Genomic DNA, 23,920 nt, shown 5'->3' with positions numbered 1-23,920 from the left:
AAACGGGGGACGGCGGCGCGATGGACCTGGTGCGGCTACGGGGAGTGGGAAAGCGCTACGGCGCGGGCCCGTGGGTGCTCGAGGGTGTCGATCTGCGAGTGGCGGCGAACGAGGTCGTCGCGATCACGGGCACCAACGGCTCGGGGAAGTCGACCCTGCTGCGGATCCTCGTCGGGCTCTCCCGGCCCAGCGCCGGTGAAGTGCTGGCCCGCCCCGCCTCGGTCGGGTACGTCCCCGAACGCTTTCCCGCCAAGGAGCGGATGACCGCGATCGCCTACCTCCGGCACATGGGCCGCGTGCGGGGACTGTCCACTTCGGAATCGGACGCCGGTGCGCACGCGCTGCTCGACCGGCTCGCACTCGTCGGCGGCGCCACGACCCCGTTGCGAGCGCTGTCGAAGGGAAACGCGCAGAAGGTCGCGCTGGCGCAGGCGCTCCTGCCGCGGCCGAAGCTGCTCGTACTGGACGAGCCGTGGTCGGGCCTCGACGTGTCCGCGCACGGGGTACTCGCGGAACTGCTCGCCGAGGTCGCCGGCGACGGCGGCGCGGTGGTGTTCACCGACCACCGGGAGTCGGTGGTGCGCGCCACCGCGTCGGCCGCGTACCGCATCGACGGGGGACGGCTCGGCGCGTGGCGTGACGGCGGGCAGGTCGCCACGGTCGACCTCGTGGCCGCCGCGGAGCGCGAGCAGGTCGACTGGCCAGGGCTGCCCGGTGTGCTCAGGGCCGATCACGGCGTGGGTTCCGTCATGGTGGTCGTCGAGGGGAAGCACTGCGACGAGTTGCTGGTCACGGCGATCCGGAGCGGCTGGTCGGTGGCCGGGGTGCGCCGCGCCGCGCCGTCCGCGGGGGAGGTCCGGTGACCGCGCTGGTCCGCTACGTACTGCTCGACTCGCTGCAATCCCAGCGGTACTTCCCGCCGGTGGCGCTGTACCTCGTCGCCGCCATGGTCCTCACCAGCAGCGGTGAAGACGCGGTGGCGCCGCTGTTCGCGCTGACCGCCGCGGCGCTGCTCGTCTGCTCGACCTGGCTGACCGTGGCCGTGCACAACAGCGAGGACCCGGTGCAGCGCGCGATCACCGCGGTCAACGCGGGCTCCCCGCGCCGCGTGCTGCTCGCCGGGATCGTGGTGGCGCTGGGCTCCTCGGCGGTGCTGGGCCTGTTCGGCCTCGCCTACCCGCTGCTGGTCGTCGGGCACGCCGCGCCGCTGACCCTGCTGGCGGGGCTGGAAGCCGAACTGCTCAGCGCCTTCGTCGGGGTCGCGATCGGCACGGTCTGCTGCCGTCTCGTGGTCCCGCGGATCGGCTATGCGGTGATCTGCGCCGTGGTCGGGCTGGTGATCGCCGGGCTGTCGCCGTGGCTGCCGCTCGTGCACCCCGCGTTCCAGTTGCTGGTGCGGGACGCGCCGCCAGCCGAACTCGCCGGCTCGATGCTGCCGTTGCTGGCCTGCGGCGCGCTCGTGCTCGTCGGCTGCGGCGCCGTGACCGAGGCGGTGGCACGCCGCCGCGGCTGACCCGCTCGCCCGGAAGCTCCTCTGTGGATGGTCAGGCCGCGGTCTTCCGCCGTCCCAGCACGCGTTCGACGATCGACGGGAGCACCAAGAGGAACAAGGAGTAGTAGGTCACGCCGGGCACGAACGCGACCAGCAGCACGGCGACGAGCAATGCCGCGGCGGTGCTGATGCTCGAGTGCAGGAAACGCGCTGGCAAGGGATTGCCCTCGACGGCGAGGTCCGGGTTGCGCCACACGATCGCGGTGAGCGTCGTCTGGCACAGGCTGCTCGCCAGCATCGTCCCGATGTAGAAGACCGCGGTGAACCGGTCGTTGCCGTAACCGCCGATCATCTCGGTGGGGAAGGGCAGCACCACGATCGTGAGCACCCACAGGGTGTTCCACAGCACGACCGGTTCGGTGAGCGCCCCCACGTGCTGGAACAGCTTGTGGTGCACTCGCCACAGGCGCGCGATGACCGCGAAGCTGAGCAGGAAGCTGTAGATCAGCGGCAGGTTCTCGGTGAGCACCTCCGTCGATTCGTGGTGCTTGGCGACCGCTTCCGGAACCGCGTCCACCAGCGGCAGTACGAGCAGGGTGATCGCGATGGCTACCACGGCGTCGGTGAATAAGACCAACCGTTCCTGGCCCTGAGATGTGCGCACGCGGTTAAGCTAGACGATCCGGCTGGCGGGGCCGTCCCTGGCTCGCCGCTCCCGTCCCGACAAGCCCGACGGTCCACATCGGAACGTCCGTGCTGGGAACCGCGCGATCGCGCGGTTTCTGTGAAAGGCACTCGAATGTCCGTTTCCTGGTCCGAATCCGCCATTGTGGACGCCCTGCGCGGCGCGGGCTGCGTCTTCGCCGAGGACGAGGCGCGGCTTCTGCTCGGCTCGGCGCGTGACCGGGCCGAACTCGGGGAGATGGTGCGCCGCCGGGTCGAGGGCGTGCCGCTCGAGGTCGTCGTCGGCTGGGTGGAGTTCCACGGCCGCCGGATCGTCGTGGACGCCGGGGTCTTCGTGCCCCGCCGCCGCACCGAATTGCTGGTGCGGCAGGCCATCGAGCGCATCGGACCCGGCGCGGTCGTGGTCGACCTGTGCTGCGGCACGGGTGCGCTCGGTGTCGCCGTCGCGGCGGCGATGGGCGGGCGCGTCGAACTGCACGCCGCCGATATCGATCCCGTGGCGGTCCGGTGCGCCCGCCGCAACGTGACCGCGGGGGAGGTGCACGAAGGCGATCTCTACGACGCGCTGCCCGGGTCCCTGCTCGGCCGCGTCGATTCGCTCCTCGTCAACGCGCCGTACGTGCCTCGCGAGGAGATCGCGCTCATGCCGCCGGAGGCCCGCGAGCACGAGCCGCGCACGGCACTGGACGGCGGTCTCGACGGCGTCGACCTGCATCGCCGCGTCGCGGCCGGTGCGCCGCGCTGGCTCGCGCCTGGCGGGCACCTGCTGGTCGAGACCAGCGGGCGCCAGGCGGAGCGGACCGCGGAAGCCCTGTCCGCCAACGGGTTGCGCCCACACGTGGTCACTTGCGATGCACTGTCCGCGACCGTCGTGATCGGCCATGTGGGCTGACCGGGGTGCCTGGACGGCACCGGGATAGGGTCGCCGCGGGGTAGCAGGGAAGGGGAGGTCGTTGTCGGGGGAAGCGGAAGCGACCACGATCCACCGGGCGCGCCGGGTACTGGCGTTACGCCCGTTTCGACGGCTGTGGCTGGTCACCGGGGTGTGCAGCTCCGCTGACTGGCTCACCGTGCTGAGCCTCGCCGGGCTCGCCAGCGCGATCGCCCCTGGCAGCACCGGGCTCAACTTCGCGTTCAGCGGGGTCCTGTTCGCCAACCTGCTGCCGGGGCTGCTGTTCGCTCCGATCGGCGGCCTGCTCGCGGACCGCTTCGACCGCCGCAAGGTGATGGCCGCCGCCGATCTCGTGCGCTGCGCCCTGCTCGTGTCCATCGTCCTGATGGACACCTACTGGTGGATCTTCGTCGGCACCTTCCTGACCCAGGTCGCCACCATCATGTGGATCCCGTGCAAGGACGCCGCGCTGCCGAACCTGCTCCGCAGGCCGGACCAGATCGAATCGGCGGCGCAGCTGGGCCTGGTGATGACCTACGGCTTCTCCGTCGCGGTCGGCGGGGGCCTGTTCGTCGCGGTCTCCGGCGCGGGCACCGCGCTGCACCTGCCGCACGACCTCTTCGGCGCGAACGGGTTGCTCAAGCTCGCCGTCCTGATCGCCGCCGCGCTGTACCTGACGAGCGCGGTCACCATCGCGACGCGCCTGCCCGAACTGTCCCTGCGCGGCGCGCCTTCGTCCGGGGCGGCGTCCGGCTCCGACGAAGAGAAGCAAGGCGTGCTCGCGATGCTGCGCGACAGCGTCCGGTACATCCGGGGCACTCCGCTCGTCCGGGGCCTGCTGATCGGGATGATGGGCGCGTTCGCCGCGGGCGGTGCCGTGGTCGGCGCCGCCCAGCCGTACGCGCTCAGCCTGCTGGGTGGACAGGCGACGTTCGGGCTGCTGCTCATCGCGCTGTTCGCGGGCCTGGTCACCGGCATGATCGGTGCGCCGAAGCTGGCTCGCCGCCTCCCGCACGAGAGGCTGTTCGGCGTCGCGATCGTGGTCGCCGGGATCGCGCTGCTCGGCGTCGCGCTTTCGCCGATGCTCGCGTTCTCCCTCGTCGTCGTCGCGATCGTCGGGGCGTGTGCCGGCGCGGCCTTCCTCACCGGCATCACGATCATCGGCTCCCGCGTCGACGACGGCATGCGCGGCCGGATCAACGCGGTCTACCAGTCCATGCTCAAGGTCGTGGTCGGGTGTTCGATCGCGGTGACGCCGTTGCTGGTGACGCTCGTCAGCTCGTGGAAGATGACGGTGTGGGGCGACCCGATCCAGATCGACGGCACGCGCCCGGTCATCCTCGGCGCCGGTGTGCTGGCGATCGCCGTCGGCGCGGTGGCACACCGCCAGATGGGTGCGGCCACGCGCCGCGAACCGATCCTGCGCGCCATCCGCGACGCGATGAGCTGGCGGGCGAAACGCGTCACCGGGATGCTGATCACGGTCGAAGGCACCACGGCGGCCAGTACCGGCGCACAGGCGCGGCGGCTCGCGGACTGGCTCGGCACCGGTGAACGGGACGTGCTGCTGGCGAGCGATCCGGTCCTGGACGACGACCGCCTGACCGCGCTCACCTCGCTCGCGTCGCTGTCCGGGCCGAGGGCCCGCGCGCTCGCCGCCGCCGCGGTCCGCGCCGATATCGTCGACCGGTCCGTCCAGCCCGCGCTGGACGCCGGGTCGATCGTGGTGATGGAGCGGTTCGCCGACTCCCCGATCGCGCACCTGTGCGTGGCGACCGGGCTCGACGCCGACGAGGTCGACGGCCTCGCGTTCTGGGCCGCCGGCACGCTGCGGCCCGATCTGGTGGTGCTGCTCGACACCGCTCCCGAGTCCGCTTCGAGCGGTGACGCGCAGTGGCAGGTGCGGGAGGTACTGCGGGAGATGGCGACCACCAGCCCGGCCCGATACCTGGTGGTGTCCGGCGACGGCGGTGAGGACGAGGTGGCCGAGCGGGTCCGGTTCGCCGTCTGGGCGGCGTTGACCGGCCGGTTCTCGGTGCCAACGCCCGCGTACGACCCCGCGCTGCCCGCGTGAGTTCTCCCCGGCTGTCCTTTGTGGCCGGTGGCTGTCCATTGTGTTCGGTCAGAGGTACTGGCCTGCCAGCGGGTCGCCGCTCGGCGCGGGTGCGGGCGGGAGGTCGCCCGGCGTCAGCAGGCGGACCTGCTCCGCGTCGACCGGGGTGTCGGCGGCGGTGATCCGGTCGGCCTGCAAGGCGATCGCGCGATCGAGCAGGTTGCGGACGTAGCGCCCGTTGCCGAAGGAGGTGCCGCGCGCGGTCGCCCGCAGCACGGCACGAACCCCGTCCTCGACCCCGTCCGCCAGCGCGAGGCCCCCTTTCGCCGCCATCGCGGTGAAGATCGCGACCAGCTCGTCGTCGCTGTAGTCGGGGAAGTGCAGCGTGCTGGGGAATCGCGAGGACAGCCCGGGATTCGAGGCGAGGAACTTCGTCATCTCGCCCGCATACCCGGCGACGATCACGACCAGGTCCTCCCGGTGTTCCTCCATTCCCTTCAACAGCTCGGCGAGCGCCTCCTTGCCGTAGTCGTCCCAGTTCGCCGCCGGTGTCAGCGCGTACGCCTCGTCGATGAACAGCACGCCGCCCAGCGCGCGCGTGACGGCCGCGCGGACCTTCGGCGCGGTCTGCCCGAGGTACTCGGCGATCAGGTCGCTGCTGGTGACCTCGACCAGGTGGCCCGAGGAGAGCAGCCCGAGCTCGCCGTAGACCGCGGCGACCAGCCGCGCGATCGTGGTCTTCGCCGTGCCGGGGTTGCCGGTGAACACCAGGTGCCTCGTCGGCGCGGACAGCGGGATCCCCGCGTCGCGGCGCAGCCGGTCGGCCTTCGCCTCGGCGACGAGCAGCCGGACCTCGTGCTTGACCGCGTCGAGCCCGATCAGGCCGTCGATCTCGGCCAGCGGGTCGCTCGGCAGCTCCACCCGTGTCGCGGGCGTCAGCGCGTCCGGCACGTCCTCGGCGAAGATCTCGTGCAGCGACTCGTCCTCGTCGACCACGCCGTCGGCGAGGATCCGCCGCGCCTGCAGGGCGATCGTGCGGTCGAGCAGGGTGACGGCCGTCCGCGCGTTGCCCGCGGTGCCGTTCGTCGTCGAGGCGAGCAGGCTCCTGATCTTCTCGAGCACGCCGCCGCGCAGCTCGAACCCGGCTTCTTCCGCCTTGCGCGCGAACACCCCGGTGAACTCGTCCGCGCTGAGGTTGGGGAACCTCAGCACCTTCCCGAAGTGCACGGCGAGATCCGGCTCGGCCTTGAGCAGTCCGTTCACCCCGGCGTCCGGACCGGTCAGCACGACGAGCAGGTTATCCGAATGCGCCTGCACCGCGGCGAGCAGCGCGTTCATCGCCTCGCGCGGCCTGCTGTCGTCCGAACTCGTGGCCTGCAGCGCGTGCGCGTCCTCGACGCACAGCACGCCGCCGAGCGCGCGGTCGACCACCCGGCGGACACCGGCACTGATGTCGCCCGCCCATCCGGTCACCAGGTCGGTCGCGTCCACCGTCACCAGATGGCCCGCCGGCAGCGCCCCCAGCGCGGCGAACATCCGGCCGACGATCCTGGCCACGGTGGTCTTCCCGGTGCCGGGCCCGCCGGTGAACACGAAGTGCCGCGGCCGCGAGGTCGCCGCCATCCCCGACTCGCGCCGCAGCTTCGCCGCCTTCTCCTCGGCGACGAACAGCGCGATCTCCCGCTTCACCGGTTCGAGGCCGACGCAGGCGTCCAGTTCGGCCTGGGGGTCCGCGGCTCCCGAACCGCCGGGCGCCAGCCGTTGCGGCAGATCAGCCGGGGTCACTCGCACCGTCCTGGCACGCCCGCTCTTCGACCGTTTCCGTGCCGCCGCCACCGACCGCTCGGCCAGGTGCTCGGCGAGCCGCGCGCCCCGCAGGTTGCCGAATCCCGGTGTCCGCGAGAGCAGGACCCCGCCCGTCGTGGCCACGGCGCCGGACAGCGTGCCGCCGCGTTCGCCGACGGCACGCGCGAACAGGTCACCGAACGCCTTCTCGGTGAACTCCTTCGTCAGTGCCACCCGGAAAACCTGGTGCAGGGCCGGGTTCGCGTCGAGCACGCGCTGGTCGCCGCCTGGTCCACAAAGGACGATCACGTGCTTTCGGTTGCGGCGCAACTGCCTTCGCAGCTCCTCGGCCGCCGCCGCGCCGCACCGGTAGCCCAGCAGCCGGTCGAAGCCGTCGATGACGAGCAGCCCGCCGTCCGCGCAGTCGCCGACCGCGGCCGCCAGTGTCTTCACCGCCATGGTGGTGTCCATGTCGGTGAACACCTCGTCGTGCAGCCACACCGTGCCAGGGCCGCCGCGCAGGCGGAGCTCGCGGTCCATCAGATCCGCGGCGGTACGGCGGCCGCTGCCTTCCGGACCCGCGACGAGCATCCGTGCCAGCTTGCCGTCGGCGGCGTCGGCCGCGGCGGCACGCAGGGCAGCGGTCAGCGCGGGCTGCCCGAGCAGGCGGGTCAGCGGTTCTTCCGGCTTCGGCGGCGTTGCCCGTGATCCGGCGTTCCCGGTGCCGAGCCGCGCGGCCAGCCGGTTCGGCACGGTGCGGCGTTCGCCGAACAGCTGGCGGAGATCCTTCTGGAACTGCATGACCGGGATCCCGCAGTCGGTGGTGAAGGCCGGGGGACCCGGCAGGCCCTGCACGGTCGCGGTCAGCCGCACCGCCATGTCGAGCCACGCGCGGCAGGTGTCGCCCTCACCCGCCAGCAGGCACCTGGCCAGCCAATTCCGGATCTCCGAGCGCCAGCCGATCGGGTCGAACCCCGCGGCCAGCCGGTTCAGCTGCTCGTGGACCGAGCCTTCGAAGCCCTGGTTGTCGATGACGCTGAGCTCGACCGGCTCCTCGCGGATCCCGGCGTGCAGCAGCAGCCTGGCGAGCGCGATGTCCTTCGCGTCACCGGGGAAGAACGACCGCAGGCGGTCGTGCGCCGCGAAGAATCCCTGGCACACCCACTCGAAATGGGCGACCGGGCCGGCCAGCTCCGGGAGCACGGCGAGGATCTCGTCGTCGGCGGCGCTCGCCCACAGCTCGTTGACCCTCGCCATCGGTGCGGTCAGGACCTGTTCGTAGAGTTCCGCGTCCGCGGTGACCTTCCGGTGCAGGGCGAGCAGTGCGTTCCGCCGCTCCTCCAGCGGAGCGATTCCCGCGAAGACCCCAAGGCAGTCGGGGAGCAGGGAAAACGCCAGCTCGCGACGGCCCCGGTCGGTACCGGCGGCGATCAGCAGCCAGTTGGCGGGCGGGCGGTACTGGTCGTCCGCGACCGAGTACCACAGGGCAGGGTTGCGATCCGGGGTGTACCTGGTGGCCGCGAACCCCCCGACCATCTCCCACTGGATGTCGCCCCGGCTCCCGGACCGCACCGCCCCGACCCCGGGCAGGTGGTTCACCACCGTGACCAGCTCCGCCCCGGCCGCCGTCGTGCCTTCGCGGTAGAAGTCGATCAGCTCGCACGGCAGGTCGGCCAGCCTCGGGTCGCGGTTGAACTCCTCGGCGCGGTCGCCGACCTCCTCGTAGCAGCCGTCCGGCACCCGCCACGGGCCGTACGCGTACACGTCGAGCACGGGCTCGTCGGTCAGCAGCAGTTCGAGATGGTCCGGCAGGGCAGAGCCCGTCATGTGTTCCCCCGCGATCGTCCGGTGCAGTCGCACTCTAGGACGCCCGTCCGGGAGGGGTACCGGGAACCGCGGAACTACCGGCGATACCGCGCGATGTACCTGGCGTGGATTTCGGCCTCGGCTTCCTCCTTGGCGAGCGCGCGCTGCCGCCTGCCCGCGCCGTAGGCGAATCCGTTCTTGGCGATCCGGTGTTCGCAGCTCTCGTCCATGTAGGCGAACGAATAGAAGTAGCCGACCAGCGCGGCCATCAGGCACAGCGCGAGCCGCAGGCCGAGCGGGCCGGGCAGCAGCAGCCAGACCAGCACCAGCGGGGTGACGAGCACCGTGGTGCGCGCGGCGTGCCGCCACATCCAGGTGCTGGCGGTGATGTCGTGGAACACCCAGCCGCGGTGCTTCGCGGGCAGCTTGCCGCCGAAGGCGTACCAGATCCACAGCAGGGGGTTCGGGCGTACGCGTTCCATTTCGCACCTCCGGGCTCCTGTTGGATAGTACACTAATCATTAGTGCGCTAAGTAAAAGTGACCGCCGTCGCCCTGGGTAGGGTGGTGCCGGATCGGGAGGAGGTGGCGGATGGCGTCGATCGATCTGGGCCCTGACCCGCTCGCGCTGGACCGGCAGGTGTGCTTCGCGCTGTCGGTGGCCTCGCGCAGTGTGATCGCGATCTACCGGCCGCTGCTGGAACCGCACGGGCTCACGCATCCGCAGTACCTGGTGCTGCTCGCGCTGTGGGAGGCTTCGCCGCGCTCGGTCAAGGAACTGGGCGAGGTGCTGCGCGCCGAGCCCGCCACCCTTTCGCCGTTGCTGAAGCGGCTGGAAGCCATCGGCTACGTCACCCGCACCCGCAGTGCCGCGGACGAGCGCCAGCTCCTGGTCGAGCTGACCGTGAAGGGCAAGGAACTGCGCAAAGAGGCCGAGAAGATCCCCTACCGCGTGGTCGAGGAACTCGGCATGGAACTCGCCGAACTCGAACGCCTGCACGCCGCGCTGTCCGGCGTCATCAGTGCTACCCGCAAGGCGGACGCGCTCTGACCCGGCGTCGTTTCGGTCGCGGCCGAAACGACGCCGTGCACAATCAGCGGTATGACGTCCAGGAGCGCGGAGGTGGCACGCCTCGCCGCCTTGCTCGCCGACAGCACCAGGGCCGGGTTCTGCCTCGCCCTGCTCGACGGCAGGGCGTGGACGGCGGGTGAGCTCGCCGCGCAGGCGAAGGTGGCCGCGTCGACCGCGACCGAGCACCTCAACCGCCTGGTCGAGGGTGGTCTCGTCGTCGAACGACGGCAGGGGAGGCACCGGTACGTCCAGCTGGCCAGCCATCGGGTGGCGGCGATGCTGGAGGATTTCGTCGCCTTCCTCGGCCCCGTCGACGAGCGGGGGAACACCTTGAAGGTGGCCACCGCTTCCGCCGCGCTCGCTCGCGGCCGGACCTGTTACGACCACCTCGCGGGGCGGCTCGGCGTGGCGATCACCGACGCGATGACCGGGCGAGGACTGATCGAGGCCAGGGACGGGTTCGCACTGACCAAGGCCGGGATGGACTGGCTCACCGGTCCGCTCGCGGTCGACCCCGGGCGGCTGCGGGCCACCCGGCGGCCGCTCGCGAAGGCGTGCCTCGACTGGACCGAACGGCGCTCGCACCTCGCCGGGGCCTCCGGCGCCCAGATCCACCGCCGTTTCCGGGAAAACGGCTGGATCCGGCGCAGCGGGACGGGGCGGGCGGTCCGCCTCACCCCGGCGGGCGCCGTCGCCTTGCGCGATCTGCTCGGCATCGAGGACGACACGCTGCTGACCTGACCAACGCTCATGACCGGGGTGACGAACAAGCCTTGGACTCATGACCGCGCCGGGCACGATGACCGGTTCATGCACAACGCGAACAACGCGAACAATGTGGCACTCGCGGGAAGCTGATCCGTATCCGCCCACGGCAGGGTCCGTGCGGTGGGACGACGTCGATCCGGCCGACGCGGACCGGCACTCGGTGCCCGACGCGATCGCCGTGATCGCACAGGAGCCCGCGCAGTGACCGATGACCGCGAAGCACCACGTGACCGTCGGCAGGCTCGGCCGCACCGATCCCGATCTCGCGGCGTGGGCGGAGGCCGTCACGAAGTCCGGCGCGGACGAGGTGCTCGACTCGTTGCGCCTGGGGGAGCGACTGTGTTGTAGAAGCAGTTCAACGACGGCCAGGACCTTTCGGGCGGGCAGCGGCAGCGGATGGGCATCGCACGGGGCATCTACCGGGACGCCGCGGTACTGGTGGCCGACGAGCCCGCGGCCGCGCTCGACGCCAAGGCCGAGGCGCGGGTCTTCGCCGGGTTGCGGCACGCCAGCGGTGGCCACGACCGGCGACGCACCACCGTGCTGGTGACCCACCGGCTCGCGAACATCCGCACCGCGGACCGGATCGTGGTGCTCGACCGGGGCCGGATCGCCGAGCAGGGCACGCATGCCGAGCTCATCCGGCTGCGCGGCCGGTACTTCGAGCTGTTCGAGATCCGGGCCGCCGCCTACCGCGACGGCGCGGCCTGAATTCCCTTGTGGACAGTCAGATCCGCCGGAGTGGGCGCGGACCGGCCCCGGATGGCACGGTGGAGGCACAACGGCAAGACGTGAAGGGAGCCCGCAGTGCCCGACGAGGTGCACCCGCGACCACAGCTGGCCCGTCCAGGACGGCAGGACCTCGGCGGGGTCTGGGATTTCGCCTTCGACGACGCCGACGCCGGTCGCGCGCGGCAGTGGTTCACGCGCGGCCGGGCGCGGGACGCCGCCTTCGACCGGACGATCACCGTGCCCTACCCACCGGAGTCCCGGCTGTCCGGTGTGCACGTGACCGAACCGCACGAGATCGTCTGGTACCGGCGCGACTTCACGGCCGGCCGGGTCGAGGAGGGCCATCGCGTCGTGCTGCACTTCGGCGCGGTCGACCACGAGGCGGCGGTCTGGGTCAACGGGCTGCTCGCCGGAGTGCACGAAGGCGGCCAGACGCCGTTCGCACTCGACATCACCGACCTGCTCGACGAGCGCGCCCCTTCGCAGCGGCTCGTCGTCCGCGCGAAGGACCCGATCGGGGACGGGACGCGTTCGCGCGGCAAGCAGGACTGGCAGCGCGAGCCGCATGCCATCTGGTACCACCGGACCACCGGCATCTGGCAGCCCGTGTGGCTGGAGGTGGTCCCGCCGGTGCACCTCACCCGGCTGCACTGGACACCGCACATCGCCGCCGCCTCCGTGACCTGCGAGGGCGAGCTGTCGGCCACCGCGGCCGGTGGGACGACCGTCCGGGTGCGCCTCCGGCTCGGCGACGAGACCCTCGCCGACCAGTCGGTGTGGGTGGACGGCACGGCGTTCCGGTTCGAGGTCGCCGTCGCCGCGTTGCGGCACGGCGAGGACCGGCACCGGCTGCTCTGGTCTCCCGAGCAGCCCGTGCTCGTCGACGCTTCGGTGGACGCCGGTGATGACGCCGTGCGGAGCTATCTCGGGTTTCGTGAGGTCGGGGTCGCGGACGGGCGCTTCCTGCTGAACCACGTGCCGTACTTCCTTCGTATGGTGTTGGAGCAGGGTTATTGGCCGGAGTCGCACCTCGCGGCGCCGGACGGGGACGCGCTGCGCCGCGAGGTGGAGCTGATCAAGGAACTCGGGTTCAACGGGGTGCGGGTGCACCAGAAGGCCGAGGACCCGCGCTTCCTGCACTGGTGCGATCGGCTGGGGCTGGTGGTGTGGGGTGAAAGCGCGGCCGCCTACGAGTACTCACCGGCCGCCGTGAGCCGCTACACCGCCGAATGGCAGGAGATCGTCCGGCGTGACCGGAGCCATCCGTGCGTCGTCGCGTGGGTCCCGTTGAACGAGAGCTGGGGTGTGCCGGACATCGCCTCCGTTCCCGCGCAGGCGCATTTCGCCTCCGCGCTGTACCACCTGACCAAGGCCGTCGACCCGTCGCGGCCGGTGATCTCCAACGACGGCTGGGAAATCGCCGATGCCGACTTTCACGGCGTGCACGACTACGCCCCCAGCGGAGCGTCGTTGCGTGCCAGGTACGGCGATGCGGAGTCGCTGCGCCGGACCATGGACGCGGGCAGGCCGGGTGGCCGCCGCCTCCTTCTCCAGCCGGGCGGACCGGGCGCCGTGCCCGTCCTGCTGAGCGAGTTCGGCGGCCTTTCCCCTGTGCCGGACGCCGACGAGAAATGGTTCGGGTACTCGACCGTGCGGGACGACGAGGACTTCGCCGAGCGGCTCGACGAACTGGTGTCCGCCGTGCTCGCTTCCCCGGAGCTGGCCGGATTCTGCTACACCCAGCTGACCGACACCGAGCAGGAGCGCAACGGCCTGCTGACCGCGGGCCGGGAACCGAAGCTCGACCCGGAGCGGGTCCGCGCGATCCTCCGGCGCCGCGCGGTGGCCGTGGCCCCGGAGGAGGTCGGCGCCCACCGGCCGGAGGGGCACTGACCGGCCGTGGGTGGGCGCGCCATCGACGGCGGCGCGCCCACCGCGGGGCTGTGGCACACCCCGCCGATGCCGTGCGGCCAAACCTCCCCCGTCCGCTGGGGAGCGGTCACGGCATCCGACCGTGGGACGGGTCAGTCCCAGATCTGGATCGCCCTGATCACGTAGTGGGCCTGCGGCACGAAGGTGCCATGCCCGGGATAGGTGGTGAAATCGCCTTCGGTGGAACAATCCCGCCCCTGGTAGACGGTCACATCCCGGTCCATCCGGTTGGCGAACGACCGTGCCTCCAGTTCGTTCGCCAGCGGAATGCATTCCCCGGGATTGGCGAGCCGGAGGTCGAGCCGCTCGGTGCGACCGCCGTAGAACTCGTCCGCCCAGGAACAGAACTCACCCTGCGTGCAGGCCGCGGGAGGTTGTCCGGGTGCCGTGCCCGCTTGGGCGACCCCACCGCAGCACAGCAGGCCCATGGCCGTGAGCACCAGTACCCGCGGCAGCCTTGCACGCAGGATCGGCTTCTTCAATGACATGACAGTTCTCCCCGGATAGCTGTGGAGGTGGCCCCGCCCGGCGGGGTTCCCGCGATGAATTCGACTTCTGCAACGATGCCGGTGGCCGGCCGGTTTGTCAGCGCCGTTTCCGTATTTGTGGACAAAGTGGTGTCACCCGAAAAGTTGTCCACAATTCGGCGAGAATGGTTGTGCCGCGTCCGGAAAGGCGCTAAGGGCGCGGGGGCGCGGTGGAATCCCGTACGACGAGATCGACGGCCAGCGTCACCGGCGGCGGTGCCTTCTCGCCGTCGAGGAGCCGCACGGCGAACTCGCCCGCCAGCCGTCCTTTCCGGACGAGATCCTGGCGGACCGTCGTGAGACCGGGAGCTGCCCACGCGGCGCCCGGCGCGTCGTCGAATCCCACTATCGACAGGTCGGACGGCACCGCGAGCCCGAGCTGGCGCGCGACCGCCAGCGTGGCCAGCGCGAGCTCGTCCGACATGCACAGCATCGCGGTCGGCCTCGGCTCGTGCGCCAGCAGCGCCCGCGCGGAAGCCATGGCCACCTCGCGGGAAGTCCCCGAAGTTTCCATGATCAGCACGTCGTGCTCGGCGATCCCGGCCGCCGCGATCGGGCCGAGGTACCCCGCGAAGCGCTCCCTGTTGTCGCGGAACAACGACCGTTTCGCCTCTTCGGGTGACAACGGCCCGCCTCGCGGAGCGGAAAGGCATTGCGCGGAAAGCACGGCGAACCGGCGATGACCGAGTTCGAGAAGGTGCCGTGCCGCCAGTTCGGCACCGCCGCGATCGTCGACGCTGACCCTCGCCGAGCCGGGGACGTGCGGCTGGTCGATCACGACGAGCGGGAGCCCGCGCTCCCGGATCGCCTTCAACGCCGGTGCGTGATCGGCGAGCGAGTACGCGACGGCGAGATCCGCTTGCGCGGCCAGCACCCGGCCCGCGTTGGGGCCGCCGTCGTCGCCGCCGGGCAGGATCAGCAGCGCGTGCCCGCCGGGGTCGACCGCACCGGCCAGCGCGTCGAGCGTGATCGAGAGGGCGGGATCGGAGAACGCCGCGGACAAACCGGTGTCGAGCAGCACGGCGATGGCGCCGGTGCGGCTGGTGGCGAGGCTGCGGGCGACCGGGTTCGGGCCCGAGTAGCCGAGTTTCTTCGCCGCGCGCAGGACCTCGGCCCGCAGCCCTGCCGAAAGCTGGTCCGGCCGGTTGTAGGCGTTCGAAACGGTCGCCCTCGACACCCCGACCGCGTCCGCGACGTCGTCGAGCGTCGGTCTCCGGCGACGTGGGCTGGTCACCACTCGAGTCTACGTCCCCGCTGAAACGGTGGACTTTCTGAAGCGCTTAAGTCACTCTGGGGCAATGGTTTCCCCGCGAACTGCCGTTATCGTGGTCTTCGCGCTGAACGGCGCGGCGCTCGGCTCGTGGGCACCGAGGGTGCCCGCGCTCTCCGGTCAGATGCACGCCGAACCGGGGCCGCTCGGGCTGGCGTTGCTCGGTGCGAGCGTCGGCATGCTGCTGGCCGCCGTGGTCTCGGGCAGGCTCGTCGAGCGGACGGGCACCCGCCTGATGATCGCGGTGTCCGTGGTGATCGCGGGGCTGTTGCTGCCCGCGATCGGGGCCACCACGTCCGTCCCGCTCTTCGGCGTCGAACTGCTCGTGCTCGGCGCCTCGGTCGGCGTGCTCGACGTCGCCATGAACATCGCGGCCGTGCAGGTGGAGCGCGACGAGGGCAAGCCGATCATGCCGCTGTTCCACGCCGGGTTCAGCGTCGGCGCGCTGATCGGCTCCGCCGCCGCCGGGCTGGCCGCGTCCCACGACTGGACACCGGACAGGCACCTCGCGGTCGCCGGTGCGTTCGCGATCGTGGTGCTGCTGGTGGTGCTCCGCGACGTGCCGGGCACCCGGCCGCCGCACCACGAGAAGGCGACGGCGCCGCGGGTCGCGCCCGCGCGCAGGCCGGTGCTGTGGCTGCTCGCGGCGGTCGCGCTGGCCTCGGCGATCGCGGAGGGCGCCAGCTCGGACTGGTCGGCGATGCTCATGGTCAACGTCCACGGCGTCGGGCAGGGCGCGGGCGCGCTCGCGTTTTCGGTGTTCTCGCTGGCGATGGCGTTCGCCAGGCTCGGCGGTTCCTGGCTCCAGCAGAAGATCGGGCCGACCAGGACGCTGGCGTTCGGCGCGCTGCTGGCGGGCGTGGGCCTTGTGAGCGCGGCACTGGTTCCGGTGCCCGCAGTGGGTTTCGCCGGGTTCGCCCTCGCCGGCGCCGGGCTCGCCGCCTCGTTCCCGGTCGCGCTCGGCCTGGCAGGGGAGGCCGGGAAACGGGAGGACGGCAGCGGTGGCGAGCGGGAGATCGCGTTCGTCACCGCGATCGCCTACACCGGCTTCCTCGCCGGGCCGCCGATGATCGGCGGCATCGCCCAGGTCACCTCGTACGCCGGGTCGTTCGTCGTGGTCGCGGTGATCGCGGTGCTGATCGCGCCTGCCGCGATCGGTGCCGGGCGCGCCAAGGCCGCCGAGGGCAGGCGCAAGGAATCAGCCCTGCCCGGAGCCGTCCGGTGACTCGCGCCACTGCACGAACGGCCGGTCGAGCTTCCAGCCGTCGCCGTCACCGGTCAGCGTCCTGAACTCGCAGGTGTCCGGATTGGACAGTGACTCGAACAGGTCGACGCTCCAGGCGAACACGCGACGGCACAGCAACCGGATCGTCAGCCCGTGCGAGATCACCAGAACCGTCCGCGGGTGGCTGACGGCATGTGCTTCCAGTTCGCTCAGGAACGCCGCGACGCGGTCGTCGACGTCCGCGCCGGATTCCCCGAACGGCAGCCGGTAGAAGAAGTGCCCGAACTCGTGCCGCCGCTGCTTCTGCACCTCCTGGTCGTCCGGGTCCTGCAGGTTTCCCCAGTCCTGCTCGCGCAGCCGCGGCTCCGGCACCACCCGCTCGCACAGGTCGTCGATGGCGAGCAGCCGCAACGTCTCGGTCGTGCGCAGGTACGGGCTGACGTACACGGCGGCCGGTTCATCCCCGATGAGGTCCCTGATCCCGGCACCGGTGCGCACCGCCTGCGCGCGTCCCGCGTCGGTGAGCGGGAGCGCGTGGTCGGGAATGCGGGTGTAGGCGAGTTCGTCGACGTTCCCGAGTGATTCGGCGTGCCGCAACAGGATGATCCTCACGAGTCCCATCTTGCCGGGTGCGACGCCGGTCTCGCTCGCGTCCGGCCTACCCTCGTGACGTGCCAGCAGAACGTGTAGCAACCCCGACACCATCCCCGGAGCCCGTGCGGCGGCGGGCGGGTGTGCTCCCGCTGGTCCTGGTGTGCGTCGCGCTGGCCGCACTGCTCGCGGTCGGGCTGGTGGCGGCGACCGGTGGCGCCGGGTACGTGATCGCCGGCCTGCCGGATCCGGGTCTCGTCACGCGCTACGGCATCACGATCGTCCGCGTGCTCGCCGAGGCGGCGTCCGTGGTGGCGATCGGGTCGCTGCTGGTGTCCGCGTTCCTGGTGCCACCACAGCGGTCGGGGACGCTCAGCGTCGACGGCTACGCGGCACTGCGGGCGGCGGGCGTGGCTTCCTGGGTGTGGTTCGCGGCCTCGATCGCGTCGGTGTACTTCACCGCCGCGGACGGCGCGGGCAAGCCGGTCGCCGAACTGTTGTCGCCGACGGTGCTGCTCGACCTCGTGGACGCGATCGAACAGCCGAAGGCGTGGCTCATCACCTCGCTGATCGCGCTCCTGCTCGCGCTCGGTTGCCGCCTCGCGCTGTCGTGGGGCTGGTCGACGGCGCTGTTCTTCCTCGCCGTGTTCGGGCTCGTCCCGGTGGCCGTGACCGGGCACTCCGCGAGCGGCGGCTCGCACGACCTCGCCACCAACAGCCTGCTGTTCCACCTCGTCGGCGCCGCGATCTGGGTCGGTGGCCTGCTGGCGCTGCTCGTCCTCGGCAAGCGCCGGGCGGCGCATCTCACGCTGGCCGCGACGCGGTTCTCCAAGATCGCACTCGTCTGCTGGATCGTGATGGCGGTTTCCGGGGTGGTGAACGCGCTGGTCCGGATCGCGCCGAAGGACCTGCTCAGCACGGACTACGGCCTGCTCGTGGTCGCCAAGATCGTCGCGCTGCTCGTGCTCGGCGTCTTCGGGCACCAGCAGCGCCAGCGAGGTGTGAAGGGCCTCGTCGACGGTGCCGGGGGCGGTCAGCTGGTGCGGCTCGCCGGGGTCGAAGTGCTCGTCATGTTCGTCACCATCGGCATCGCCGCCGCGCTCGCGCGCACCCCGCCGCCGCAGGAGACGTTCACCCAGCCGTCCAACACCGAGCTGCTGATCGGGTACGACCTCGACGGCCCGCCGACCGTGCTGCGGCTGCTGCTGGACTGGCGGTTCGACCTGCTCTTCGGCACCGCCGCGATCGTGCTGGCCGCCCTGTACCTCGCCGGCGTGCGGCGCCTGCGCCGTCGTGGCGACGCGTGGCCGGTCGGCCGGACCGTCTCGTGGCTGGCGGGGTGTTTCGTCCTGCTGATCGCGACCTCGTCCGGGATCGGCCGGTACGCGCCCGCCATGTTCAGCGTGCACATGGGCAACCACATGCTCCTGTCGATGGTGGCGCCGGTGCTGTTCGTGCTGGGCGGCCCGGTGACGCTGGCGCTGCGCGCGCTGCCCGTCGCGGGCAAGGGCGCGCCGCCCGGGCCGAGGGAGTGGCTGCTGGCCGCCGTCCACTCGCGGGTTTCGCGGGTGCTGACCCACCCGATCGTCGCGCTGGTGCTGTTCGTCGGGTCGTTCTACATCCTGTACTTCTCGGGCCTCTTCGACTCCGCGCTGAACTACCACTGGGCGCACCTGGCGATGAACGCCCACTTCCTGCTGTCGGGGTACCTCTTCTACTGGCCGCTCATCGGCGTCGATCCCGCGCCGCGCCGCCTGCCGCCGCTCGGGAAGCTCGGCCTGATGTTCGCGTCGATGCCGTTCCACGCGTTCTTCGGGGTGATCCTGATGAACATGCAGACGGTGATCGGGGAGACCTTCTACCGCTCGCTCAAGCTGCCGTGGGTCGGCGACCTGCTCACCGACCAGCGCCTCGGGGGCGGGATCGCCTGGGCCTCCGGTGAGGTGCCGGTGCTGCTCGTGCTGATCGCCCTGCTGGTGCAGTGGGCGCGCGCGGACGAGCGGGAGGCGCGCCGCAACGATCGCCGCGAGGAGGCGACCGGTGACGCCGATCTGGCTGCCTACAACGCGATGCTGAAGCAGCTTTCCCATGGCAAAAGCACAGCTGAGCGGCAGCACGGCGAGTAGCCGCGCCCGCTAGCAGAACCCACCGACACAACCGCCCCGGCACCGGCCGCGCCGTGCCTGGTTGTGCACAGGCCGCCGGGCTGTCCACAGATTCCGCCCGCCGCCGCCAGCACCGTCCGGCAGCGGCCACTCTTGCCAGAGGACAACGACGAACTCCGGCAGGAAGGCGGTAGGGCGATGGCCGTGGGAGAAACTCCGATCACCGTGGTCGGGAACGTGCTCAGCGAGCTGAGCAGGCGCACGGTGCCCAGCGGGCACGAGGTGGTGTCGTTCTGGCTCCGCAGCAACGAGCGGCGGTACGACAAGGAGACGAACGACTGGGTGGACGGGCGGCACCTGACGGTGAAGGTGACGTGCTGGCGCAAGCTCGCCAGCGGTGCCTTCGCGTCGATCGGCAAGGGCGACCCGGTGGTGGTCACGGGCCGGTTGTCCACCTCCGAGTACGAGGCGGACGGGCAGACTCGGTCTATACCTGAGGTTGAGGCATCGGCCGTCGGACCCAATCTCGCCCGCTGCACCGCGACCGTGCGGCGGAACTCCCGGGATGCGGCGCCGGACACTCCCGGGCTGCCGAGCTTCGCGCCGCCCGAGCCGCGCGCGGGTTCCGGCGAGTTCGACGTGAACGCCCTCGTCACGGGCGCGGCGCCGTCGGTGGTGCGATGAGCCCTGCGCCCAGGTCGGCTCGGCGTGTCGCAGCCGGAAAGCCCGTCACCGCCTGCTGATCAGGGCCTCACGGGGGGTGCGTGGGTGGTGACCGGCGTTCGGGCGCCCACGGCACCGCTCTACGATCGCGGGCATGGCCGAGTACATCTACACCATGAAAAAGGTGCGCAAGACCGTCGGGGACAAGGTCATCCTCGACGATGTCAGCACCGCGTTCTACCCCGGCGCGAAGATCGGTGTCGTGGGTCCGAACGGGGCGGGGAAGTCGACCGTCCTGAAGATCATGGCGGGGCTCGACCAGCCGAGCAACGGCGAGGCGTTCATCCAGCCCGGCGCCACCGTCGGCATCCTGCTGCAGGAGCCGCCGCTGAACGAGGAGAAGACGGTCCGGGGCAACGTCGAGGAGGGCCTCGGCGAGACGAAGGTGAAGCTCGACCGGTTCAACGAGATCGCCGAGCTGCTGGCCACCGACTACAGCGACGCGCTGATGGAGGAGATGGGCCAGCTGCAGGAAGAGCTGGACCACGCGGACGCGTGGGAGCTCGACTCCCAGCTGGAGCAGGCGATGGACGCCCTGCGCTGCCCGCCGCCCGAGGAGGAGGTCACCCACCTCTCGGGTGGTGAGCGCCGCCGGGTCGCGCTGTGCAAGCTGTTGCTGTCCAAGCCTGACCTGCTGCTGCTCGACGAGCCGACGAACCATCTGGACGCCGAAAGCGTGCTCTGGCTGGAGCAGTTCCTCGCCGCCTACCCCGGTGCCGTCCTCGCCGTCACCCACGACCGGTACTTCCTGGACAACGTCGCCGAGTGGATCATGGAGCTCGACCGCGGCCGCGTCGTCGGCTACGAGGGCAACTACTCCACCTACCTCGAGAAGAAGCGCGAGCGGCTCGAGGTGCAGGGGAAGAAGGACGCGAAGCTCGCCAAGCGGCTGAAGACCGAACTCGACTGGGTGCGGTCGAACGCCAAGGCGCGGCAGACGAAGTCGCGGTCCCGGCTCGATCGCTACGAGGAGATGGCGGCCGAGGCGGACAAGCACCGCAAGCTCGACTTCGAGGAGATCCAGATCCCGCCCGGCCCGAGGCTGGGCAACGTGGTGGTCGAGGCCGAGCACCTGCGCAAGGGCTTCGACGACCGGTTGCTGATCGAGGAGCTGTCGTTCAACCTGCCGCGCAACGGCATCGTCGGCGTGATCGGCCCGAACGGTGTCGGCAAGACGACGCTGTTCAAGACGATCGTCGGGCTCGAGCCCGCGGATTCGGGGGAGGTGAAGATCGGCGAAACCGTCAAACTGTCCTATGTGGACCAGGGGCGGGCCGGGATCGACCCGAAGAAGACCGTGTGGGAGGTCGTCTCGGACGGGCTCGACTTCATCCACGTCGGGCAGACCGAGATGCCTTCGCGCGCCTACGTCAGCGCGTTCGGGTTCAAGGGACCGGACCAGCAGAAGCCGGCGGGCGTGCTCTCCGGTGGTGAGCGCAACCGGCTGAACCTCGCGCTCACCCTGAAGCTGGGCGGGAACCTGATCCTGCTCGACGAACCGACGAACGACCTCGACGTGGAAACCCTCGGTTCGCTGGAGAACGCGCTCGAACAGTTCCCTGGCTGCGCCGTGGTGATCTCGCACGACCGGTGGTTCCTCGACCGCGTCGCCACGCACATCCTGGCGTGGGAGGGCACCGACGAGGACCCGGCGAAGTGGTTCTGGTTCGAAGGGAACTTCGAGGGGTACGAGAAGAACAAGATCGAACGCCTCGGCGCGGAGGCGGCTCGGCCACACCGGGTCACGCACCGCAAGCTGACCCGCGACTGACCATGTTCCCCGTGCGCGCGGCCGGATGGGTGCCACCACGCGGTGGCCGGGACGAGGCCCTGTCTCGTCCCGGCCACCGGCGGGTGGCCGCTCCGCCCCTCCACGCGTGCACGGCACACCCAAGCGCAGAACCACGGTTTCGCACCACGTCGCGGACCCGGATCGTGTCACCCCGTCGAGGCGACAAGCGCGATTCGGCCGCCGGTCTCGCGCTTCGCGGTAGGACGCTAGAGCGATACTGAGCGGAGTCCCCAGTGGTACCCAGCAAGCACATCAGACCAGGCCCGCCCACGGGTGCGCGGGCGGGCGAGCACGTGATGCCCGGTGCCGGTGGAACTCGGCAGGTCGAACGGCTGCTCGACGAAGCGGGCGGCCTGCCCCTGCGCGCGCCGGAACTCGCCATGGTGCTCGGCGAGCACGCCGCCGCGCTCGCCGAGACGTCCGGATCCGAGGCGCTGTGGATCCGCGCCGAGAGCATCGTGGTGTCCTCCAGGGTCGCGCTCGGCCAGCGCGTGTCCACGGTCGCCCGCGCGGTCGCGGCACTGCGCGCGGCCGAGGAGGCGGGGCACCCGGTGCTCGCGGCCAGGTTGCGCACCGACCTCGCGGTCTGCGCGCGCAGCGTCGGCCTGCCGTTGACCGGCCTGACCGTGCTGCGCCCCGTGCTCGCCGAGCGCGAGCTCGCCGCGCCGCACCGCGCGGCCGCGTTGTGCCATCTCGTCGGGGTGCTGGCCGGGGTCGGGCGCAAACCCGAACTGGACCGCACCCTGCTGGAGGCGGACAGGCTGTGCGTCGCGGACGAATCGCTCACCGGTGACGAGCGGCTCCTGGTGCGTGGCCTGCTGCGGGTCGCGACGTCCGCGCACCGCAGGCGGCACGCCGATCTCACCGGTGCCGCCGACGCGGCCAGGACCGGGATCGGGTTCCTCGACCAGGTCTCCGACGGGCGCGCCGATGGCGGGGTGGTGCGGATCAGGCTGGTCCTCCAGCTGGTCTGCACGCTGCTCGACCGTGGCGACCCCGAGCTGGCGCTGGAGATCGCCCAGCCCCTGCTCGACGCACCGACCAGGGCCGCAGCGGTCGCACCGGCGGGCTGGCTCCGGCTCGCCATCGCGACCAGGGTGCTGATGCCGTCGGGCGCGGGGGAAGCGGCCGCGTTCCTGTTGCGCGACGCCGTGCACAGCACCACCGAACACGGCCTGCACGCGCTGACCGCGCGGTTGTGGCTGGAGCTGGCGCAGGTCGAGGAACAGGTCGGCAGCGCATCCGACGCCATCGACTGCCTGCACCGCGCTCGCGCCGCCGAGCACGTGCATTCGCGCGTCCGCAGGCAGGCGTGCGCGGTGCTGGCCAACGAGTTCGGTTCGAGCGGCGCGGCCACGGTCGACCTCGACGAGGTGCTCGCGGTGACCCAGGACCAGCCACGGGCGAGCGCGCCGCGAGAGCCCGCGCTCGCGGCGCAGGTGGTGCGCATGCCCGTCGTGGCGGAGCCCGCGGCCAAGGAGCCTGTGGCCGAGGAACCCGTGGCCAAGGAACCCGTGCAGCGCCTGTCCATCGCCCAGCTCCCGGTCGAGGCCGCCCCGGCCGCGGAGCCCGCGCCGGAACCGGTTCGCGAGCCGGAGAAGGAAAAGCTCCCGGAGATTCCGTGGGAGCGGGCGATGATGCCCGACGAGCGCCCCCACGGCCGCGCGCAGGCGGACGAGCGCGCCGCGGAACAGGCGGCCGCGGAGCAGACCGCCGCGAAGACCCGCCACGATTCCGAGCACGGTTCGGTCGCGGCGAAGTCCGTCCTCGACCGGCTCGGCATCTCTCCCGGCGGTGGCGGCGGACGGCGAAGGGCCGCCGCTGAGGAAGCACGGGAAAGCCACGAGCGGGCAACGGCCGGCGAGCCCGCCCGCGCCGAAGAGCCGCTGGCCCCGGAGCCCGCTGCCGAGAACGGCAGCCGGAGCCACTTCGCGAACGGCGCGGCGAAGACCGACGGCGGGAGCGTCAGCGACTCCACGGCGGATGCGGAGAAACCCGGCGAGCCGTCTTTCGATGACAACTGGTTGCCGCGGCTGCGGTTCCCGCCTTCGCTCGAACCGACTCGCTCTCCCGAGCCCGATTGGGAGTCGTCCTCGAAGGAGAACGGGTTCGGCGGGTTCAGCGAACCGTTCCAGGGCTACTCGTCGGTACCGGAGGAGGAGGTGCCCGCCGACGCCGGTCTCGCCGACCTGCTGGCGCGGGCGCTCGCCGAGCACCAGGCCGGTACGTCCAGTGCGGCCGCGCTGGTCAAGCGGCTCGGTGCCGGGCAACAGGACAGCGCGTCGATGAACGGGCACCGCAGGGCGTCGGAAGGGCCCGACAGCGGGCGGCACCGCAACGAGGGCTGAACCCGTGGCCGTCGTGTGCCCGAAGTGTCCGCAACGGACGCCGGGCACGAAGTCTGTTCTTCGGTTTTCCTTGTGTGACCTTCTTGTCTGCACCGATTCCGAATGATGCCGGTCTTGTGCGACC

Annotated in this window: 19 protein-coding genes; 13 read left to right on the top strand and 6 right to left on the bottom strand. The window is 71.4% G+C overall.

Annotation, left to right across the window (positions count from 1 at the left end; all coding sequences use genetic code 11):
- Positions 1-20 precede the first annotated feature (20 nt).
- Entirely contained in the window at positions 21-863 is an 843-nt protein-coding gene (locus ABD256_RS17350) for an ATP-binding cassette domain-containing protein (RefSeq protein WP_344419146.1), read from the top strand.
- The gene (locus ABD256_RS17345) at positions 860-1,513 is read left to right on the top strand and encodes a hypothetical protein (RefSeq protein WP_344419143.1); all 654 of its coding nucleotides are present in this window, start codon (positions 860-862) and stop codon (positions 1,511-1,513) included. Before ABD256_RS17350 ends, ABD256_RS17345 begins: the two co-directional genes overlap by 4 nt.
- Before the next feature lie 31 nt (positions 1,514-1,544).
- Here ABD256_RS17345 and ABD256_RS17340 read toward each other — a convergent pair whose 3' ends face one another.
- Positions 1,545-2,156, bottom strand: coding sequence for a TMEM175 family protein (locus ABD256_RS17340; protein ID WP_344419140.1), 612 nt, complete (start codon positions 2,154-2,156; stop codon positions 1,545-1,547).
- 135 nt (positions 2,157-2,291) lie between these two features.
- Between ABD256_RS17340 and ABD256_RS17335 the strand changes: the two genes are divergently transcribed.
- Complete coding sequence (locus ABD256_RS17335) at positions 2,292-3,068, top strand: putative protein N(5)-glutamine methyltransferase (RefSeq protein ID WP_344419137.1); 777 nt, start codon at positions 2,292-2,294, stop codon at positions 3,066-3,068.
- 61 nt (positions 3,069-3,129) lie between these two features.
- Positions 3,130-5,142 (top strand): bifunctional MFS transporter/dTMP kinase, encoded by a 2,013-nt coding sequence (locus ABD256_RS17330; protein WP_344419135.1) that lies wholly within the window; start codon positions 3,130-3,132, stop codon positions 5,140-5,142.
- A gap of 48 nt (positions 5,143-5,190) precedes the next feature.
- Here ABD256_RS17330 and ABD256_RS17325 read toward each other — a convergent pair whose 3' ends face one another.
- Together ABD256_RS17325 and ABD256_RS17320 are read right to left on the bottom strand one after the other, a co-directional pair.
- A complete protein-coding gene (locus tag ABD256_RS17325; protein WP_344419132.1) occupies positions 5,191-8,733 on the bottom strand; it encodes an AAA family ATPase in 3,543 nt (1,180 codons plus the stop codon).
- Positions 8,734-8,807: 74 nt separating this feature from the next.
- Complete coding sequence (locus tag ABD256_RS17320; protein WP_344419129.1) at positions 8,808-9,194, bottom strand: DUF5313 family protein; 387 nt, start codon at positions 9,192-9,194, stop codon at positions 8,808-8,810.
- Between the two features lie 109 nt (positions 9,195-9,303).
- Between ABD256_RS17320 and ABD256_RS17315 the strand changes: the two genes are divergently transcribed.
- The 4 genes from ABD256_RS17315 to ABD256_RS17300 all read left to right on the top strand — a co-directional run bounded on the left by ABD256_RS17315 (position 9,304) and on the right by ABD256_RS17300 (position 13,176).
- The gene (locus tag ABD256_RS17315) at positions 9,304-9,762 is read left to right on the top strand and encodes a MarR family winged helix-turn-helix transcriptional regulator (protein ID WP_344419127.1); all 459 of its coding nucleotides are present in this window, start codon (positions 9,304-9,306) and stop codon (positions 9,760-9,762) included.
- 51 nt (positions 9,763-9,813) lie between these two features.
- Positions 9,814-10,524, top strand: coding sequence for an ArsR/SmtB family transcription factor (locus ABD256_RS17310; RefSeq protein WP_344419125.1), 711 nt, complete (start codon positions 9,814-9,816; stop codon positions 10,522-10,524).
- Between the two features lie 423 nt (positions 10,525-10,947).
- Positions 10,948-11,262: a hypothetical protein gene (locus ABD256_RS17305; protein WP_344419123.1), complete on the top strand. Its 315-nt coding sequence runs from the start codon at positions 10,948-10,950 to the stop codon at positions 11,260-11,262.
- A 96-nt stretch (positions 11,263-11,358) separates the two neighbouring features.
- Positions 11,359-13,176, top strand: coding sequence for a glycoside hydrolase family 2 protein (locus tag ABD256_RS17300; RefSeq protein ID WP_344419120.1), 1,818 nt, complete (start codon positions 11,359-11,361; stop codon positions 13,174-13,176).
- A gap of 131 nt (positions 13,177-13,307) precedes the next feature.
- Here the strand turns inward: ABD256_RS17300 and ABD256_RS17295 are convergent, their stop codons facing one another.
- A complete protein-coding gene (locus tag ABD256_RS17295; protein WP_344419118.1) occupies positions 13,308-13,703 on the bottom strand; it encodes a peptidase inhibitor family I36 protein in 396 nt (131 codons plus the stop codon).
- A 190-nt stretch (positions 13,704-13,893) separates the two neighbouring features.
- The gene (locus tag ABD256_RS17290; RefSeq protein WP_344419115.1) at positions 13,894-14,976 is read right to left on the bottom strand and encodes a LacI family DNA-binding transcriptional regulator; all 1,083 of its coding nucleotides are present in this window, start codon (positions 14,974-14,976) and stop codon (positions 13,894-13,896) included.
- A 64-nt stretch (positions 14,977-15,040) separates the two neighbouring features.
- Between ABD256_RS17290 and ABD256_RS17285 the strand changes: the two genes are divergently transcribed.
- Positions 15,041-16,237, top strand: a complete 1,197-nt coding sequence (locus ABD256_RS17285) for an MFS transporter (protein ID WP_344419112.1) — start codon at positions 15,041-15,043, stop codon at positions 16,235-16,237.
- Here the strand turns inward: ABD256_RS17285 and ABD256_RS17280 are convergent.
- Positions 16,211-16,849, bottom strand: a complete 639-nt coding sequence (locus ABD256_RS17280; protein WP_344419109.1) for a histidine phosphatase family protein — start codon at positions 16,847-16,849, stop codon at positions 16,211-16,213. The genes ABD256_RS17285 and ABD256_RS17280 overlap by 27 nt on opposite strands.
- A 122-nt stretch (positions 16,850-16,971) precedes the next feature.
- On the opposite strand from ABD256_RS17280, the gene ABD256_RS17275 reads away from it, so the two are divergent.
- The 4 genes from ABD256_RS17275 to ABD256_RS17260 all read left to right on the top strand — a co-directional run bounded on the left by ABD256_RS17275 (position 16,972) and on the right by ABD256_RS17260 (position 23,796).
- Entirely contained in the window at positions 16,972-18,954 is a 1,983-nt protein-coding gene (locus tag ABD256_RS17275; protein WP_425546466.1) for a bifunctional copper resistance protein CopD/cytochrome c oxidase assembly protein, read from the top strand.
- 177 nt (positions 18,955-19,131) lie between these two features.
- Positions 19,132-19,617: a single-stranded DNA-binding protein gene (locus ABD256_RS17270; RefSeq protein ID WP_344419107.1), complete on the top strand. Its 486-nt coding sequence runs from the start codon at positions 19,132-19,134 to the stop codon at positions 19,615-19,617.
- Between the two features lie 133 nt (positions 19,618-19,750).
- Entirely contained in the window at positions 19,751-21,427 is a 1,677-nt protein-coding gene (gene ettA / locus ABD256_RS17265) for an energy-dependent translational throttle protein EttA (RefSeq protein WP_344419104.1), read from the top strand.
- Between the two features lie 317 nt (positions 21,428-21,744).
- Entirely contained in the window at positions 21,745-23,796 is a 2,052-nt protein-coding gene (locus ABD256_RS17260; protein WP_344419102.1) for a hypothetical protein, read from the top strand.
- Positions 23,797-23,920: the final 124 nt, after the last annotated feature.

It is taken from the genome of Amycolatopsis minnesotensis, from assembly GCF_039529815.1.
Classification (GTDB): domain Bacteria; phylum Actinomycetota; class Actinomycetes; order Mycobacteriales; family Pseudonocardiaceae; genus Amycolatopsis; species Amycolatopsis minnesotensis.
Note: the sequence above shows the minus strand (reverse complement) of the source record. Positions and strands in the feature narration are given on the sequence as shown.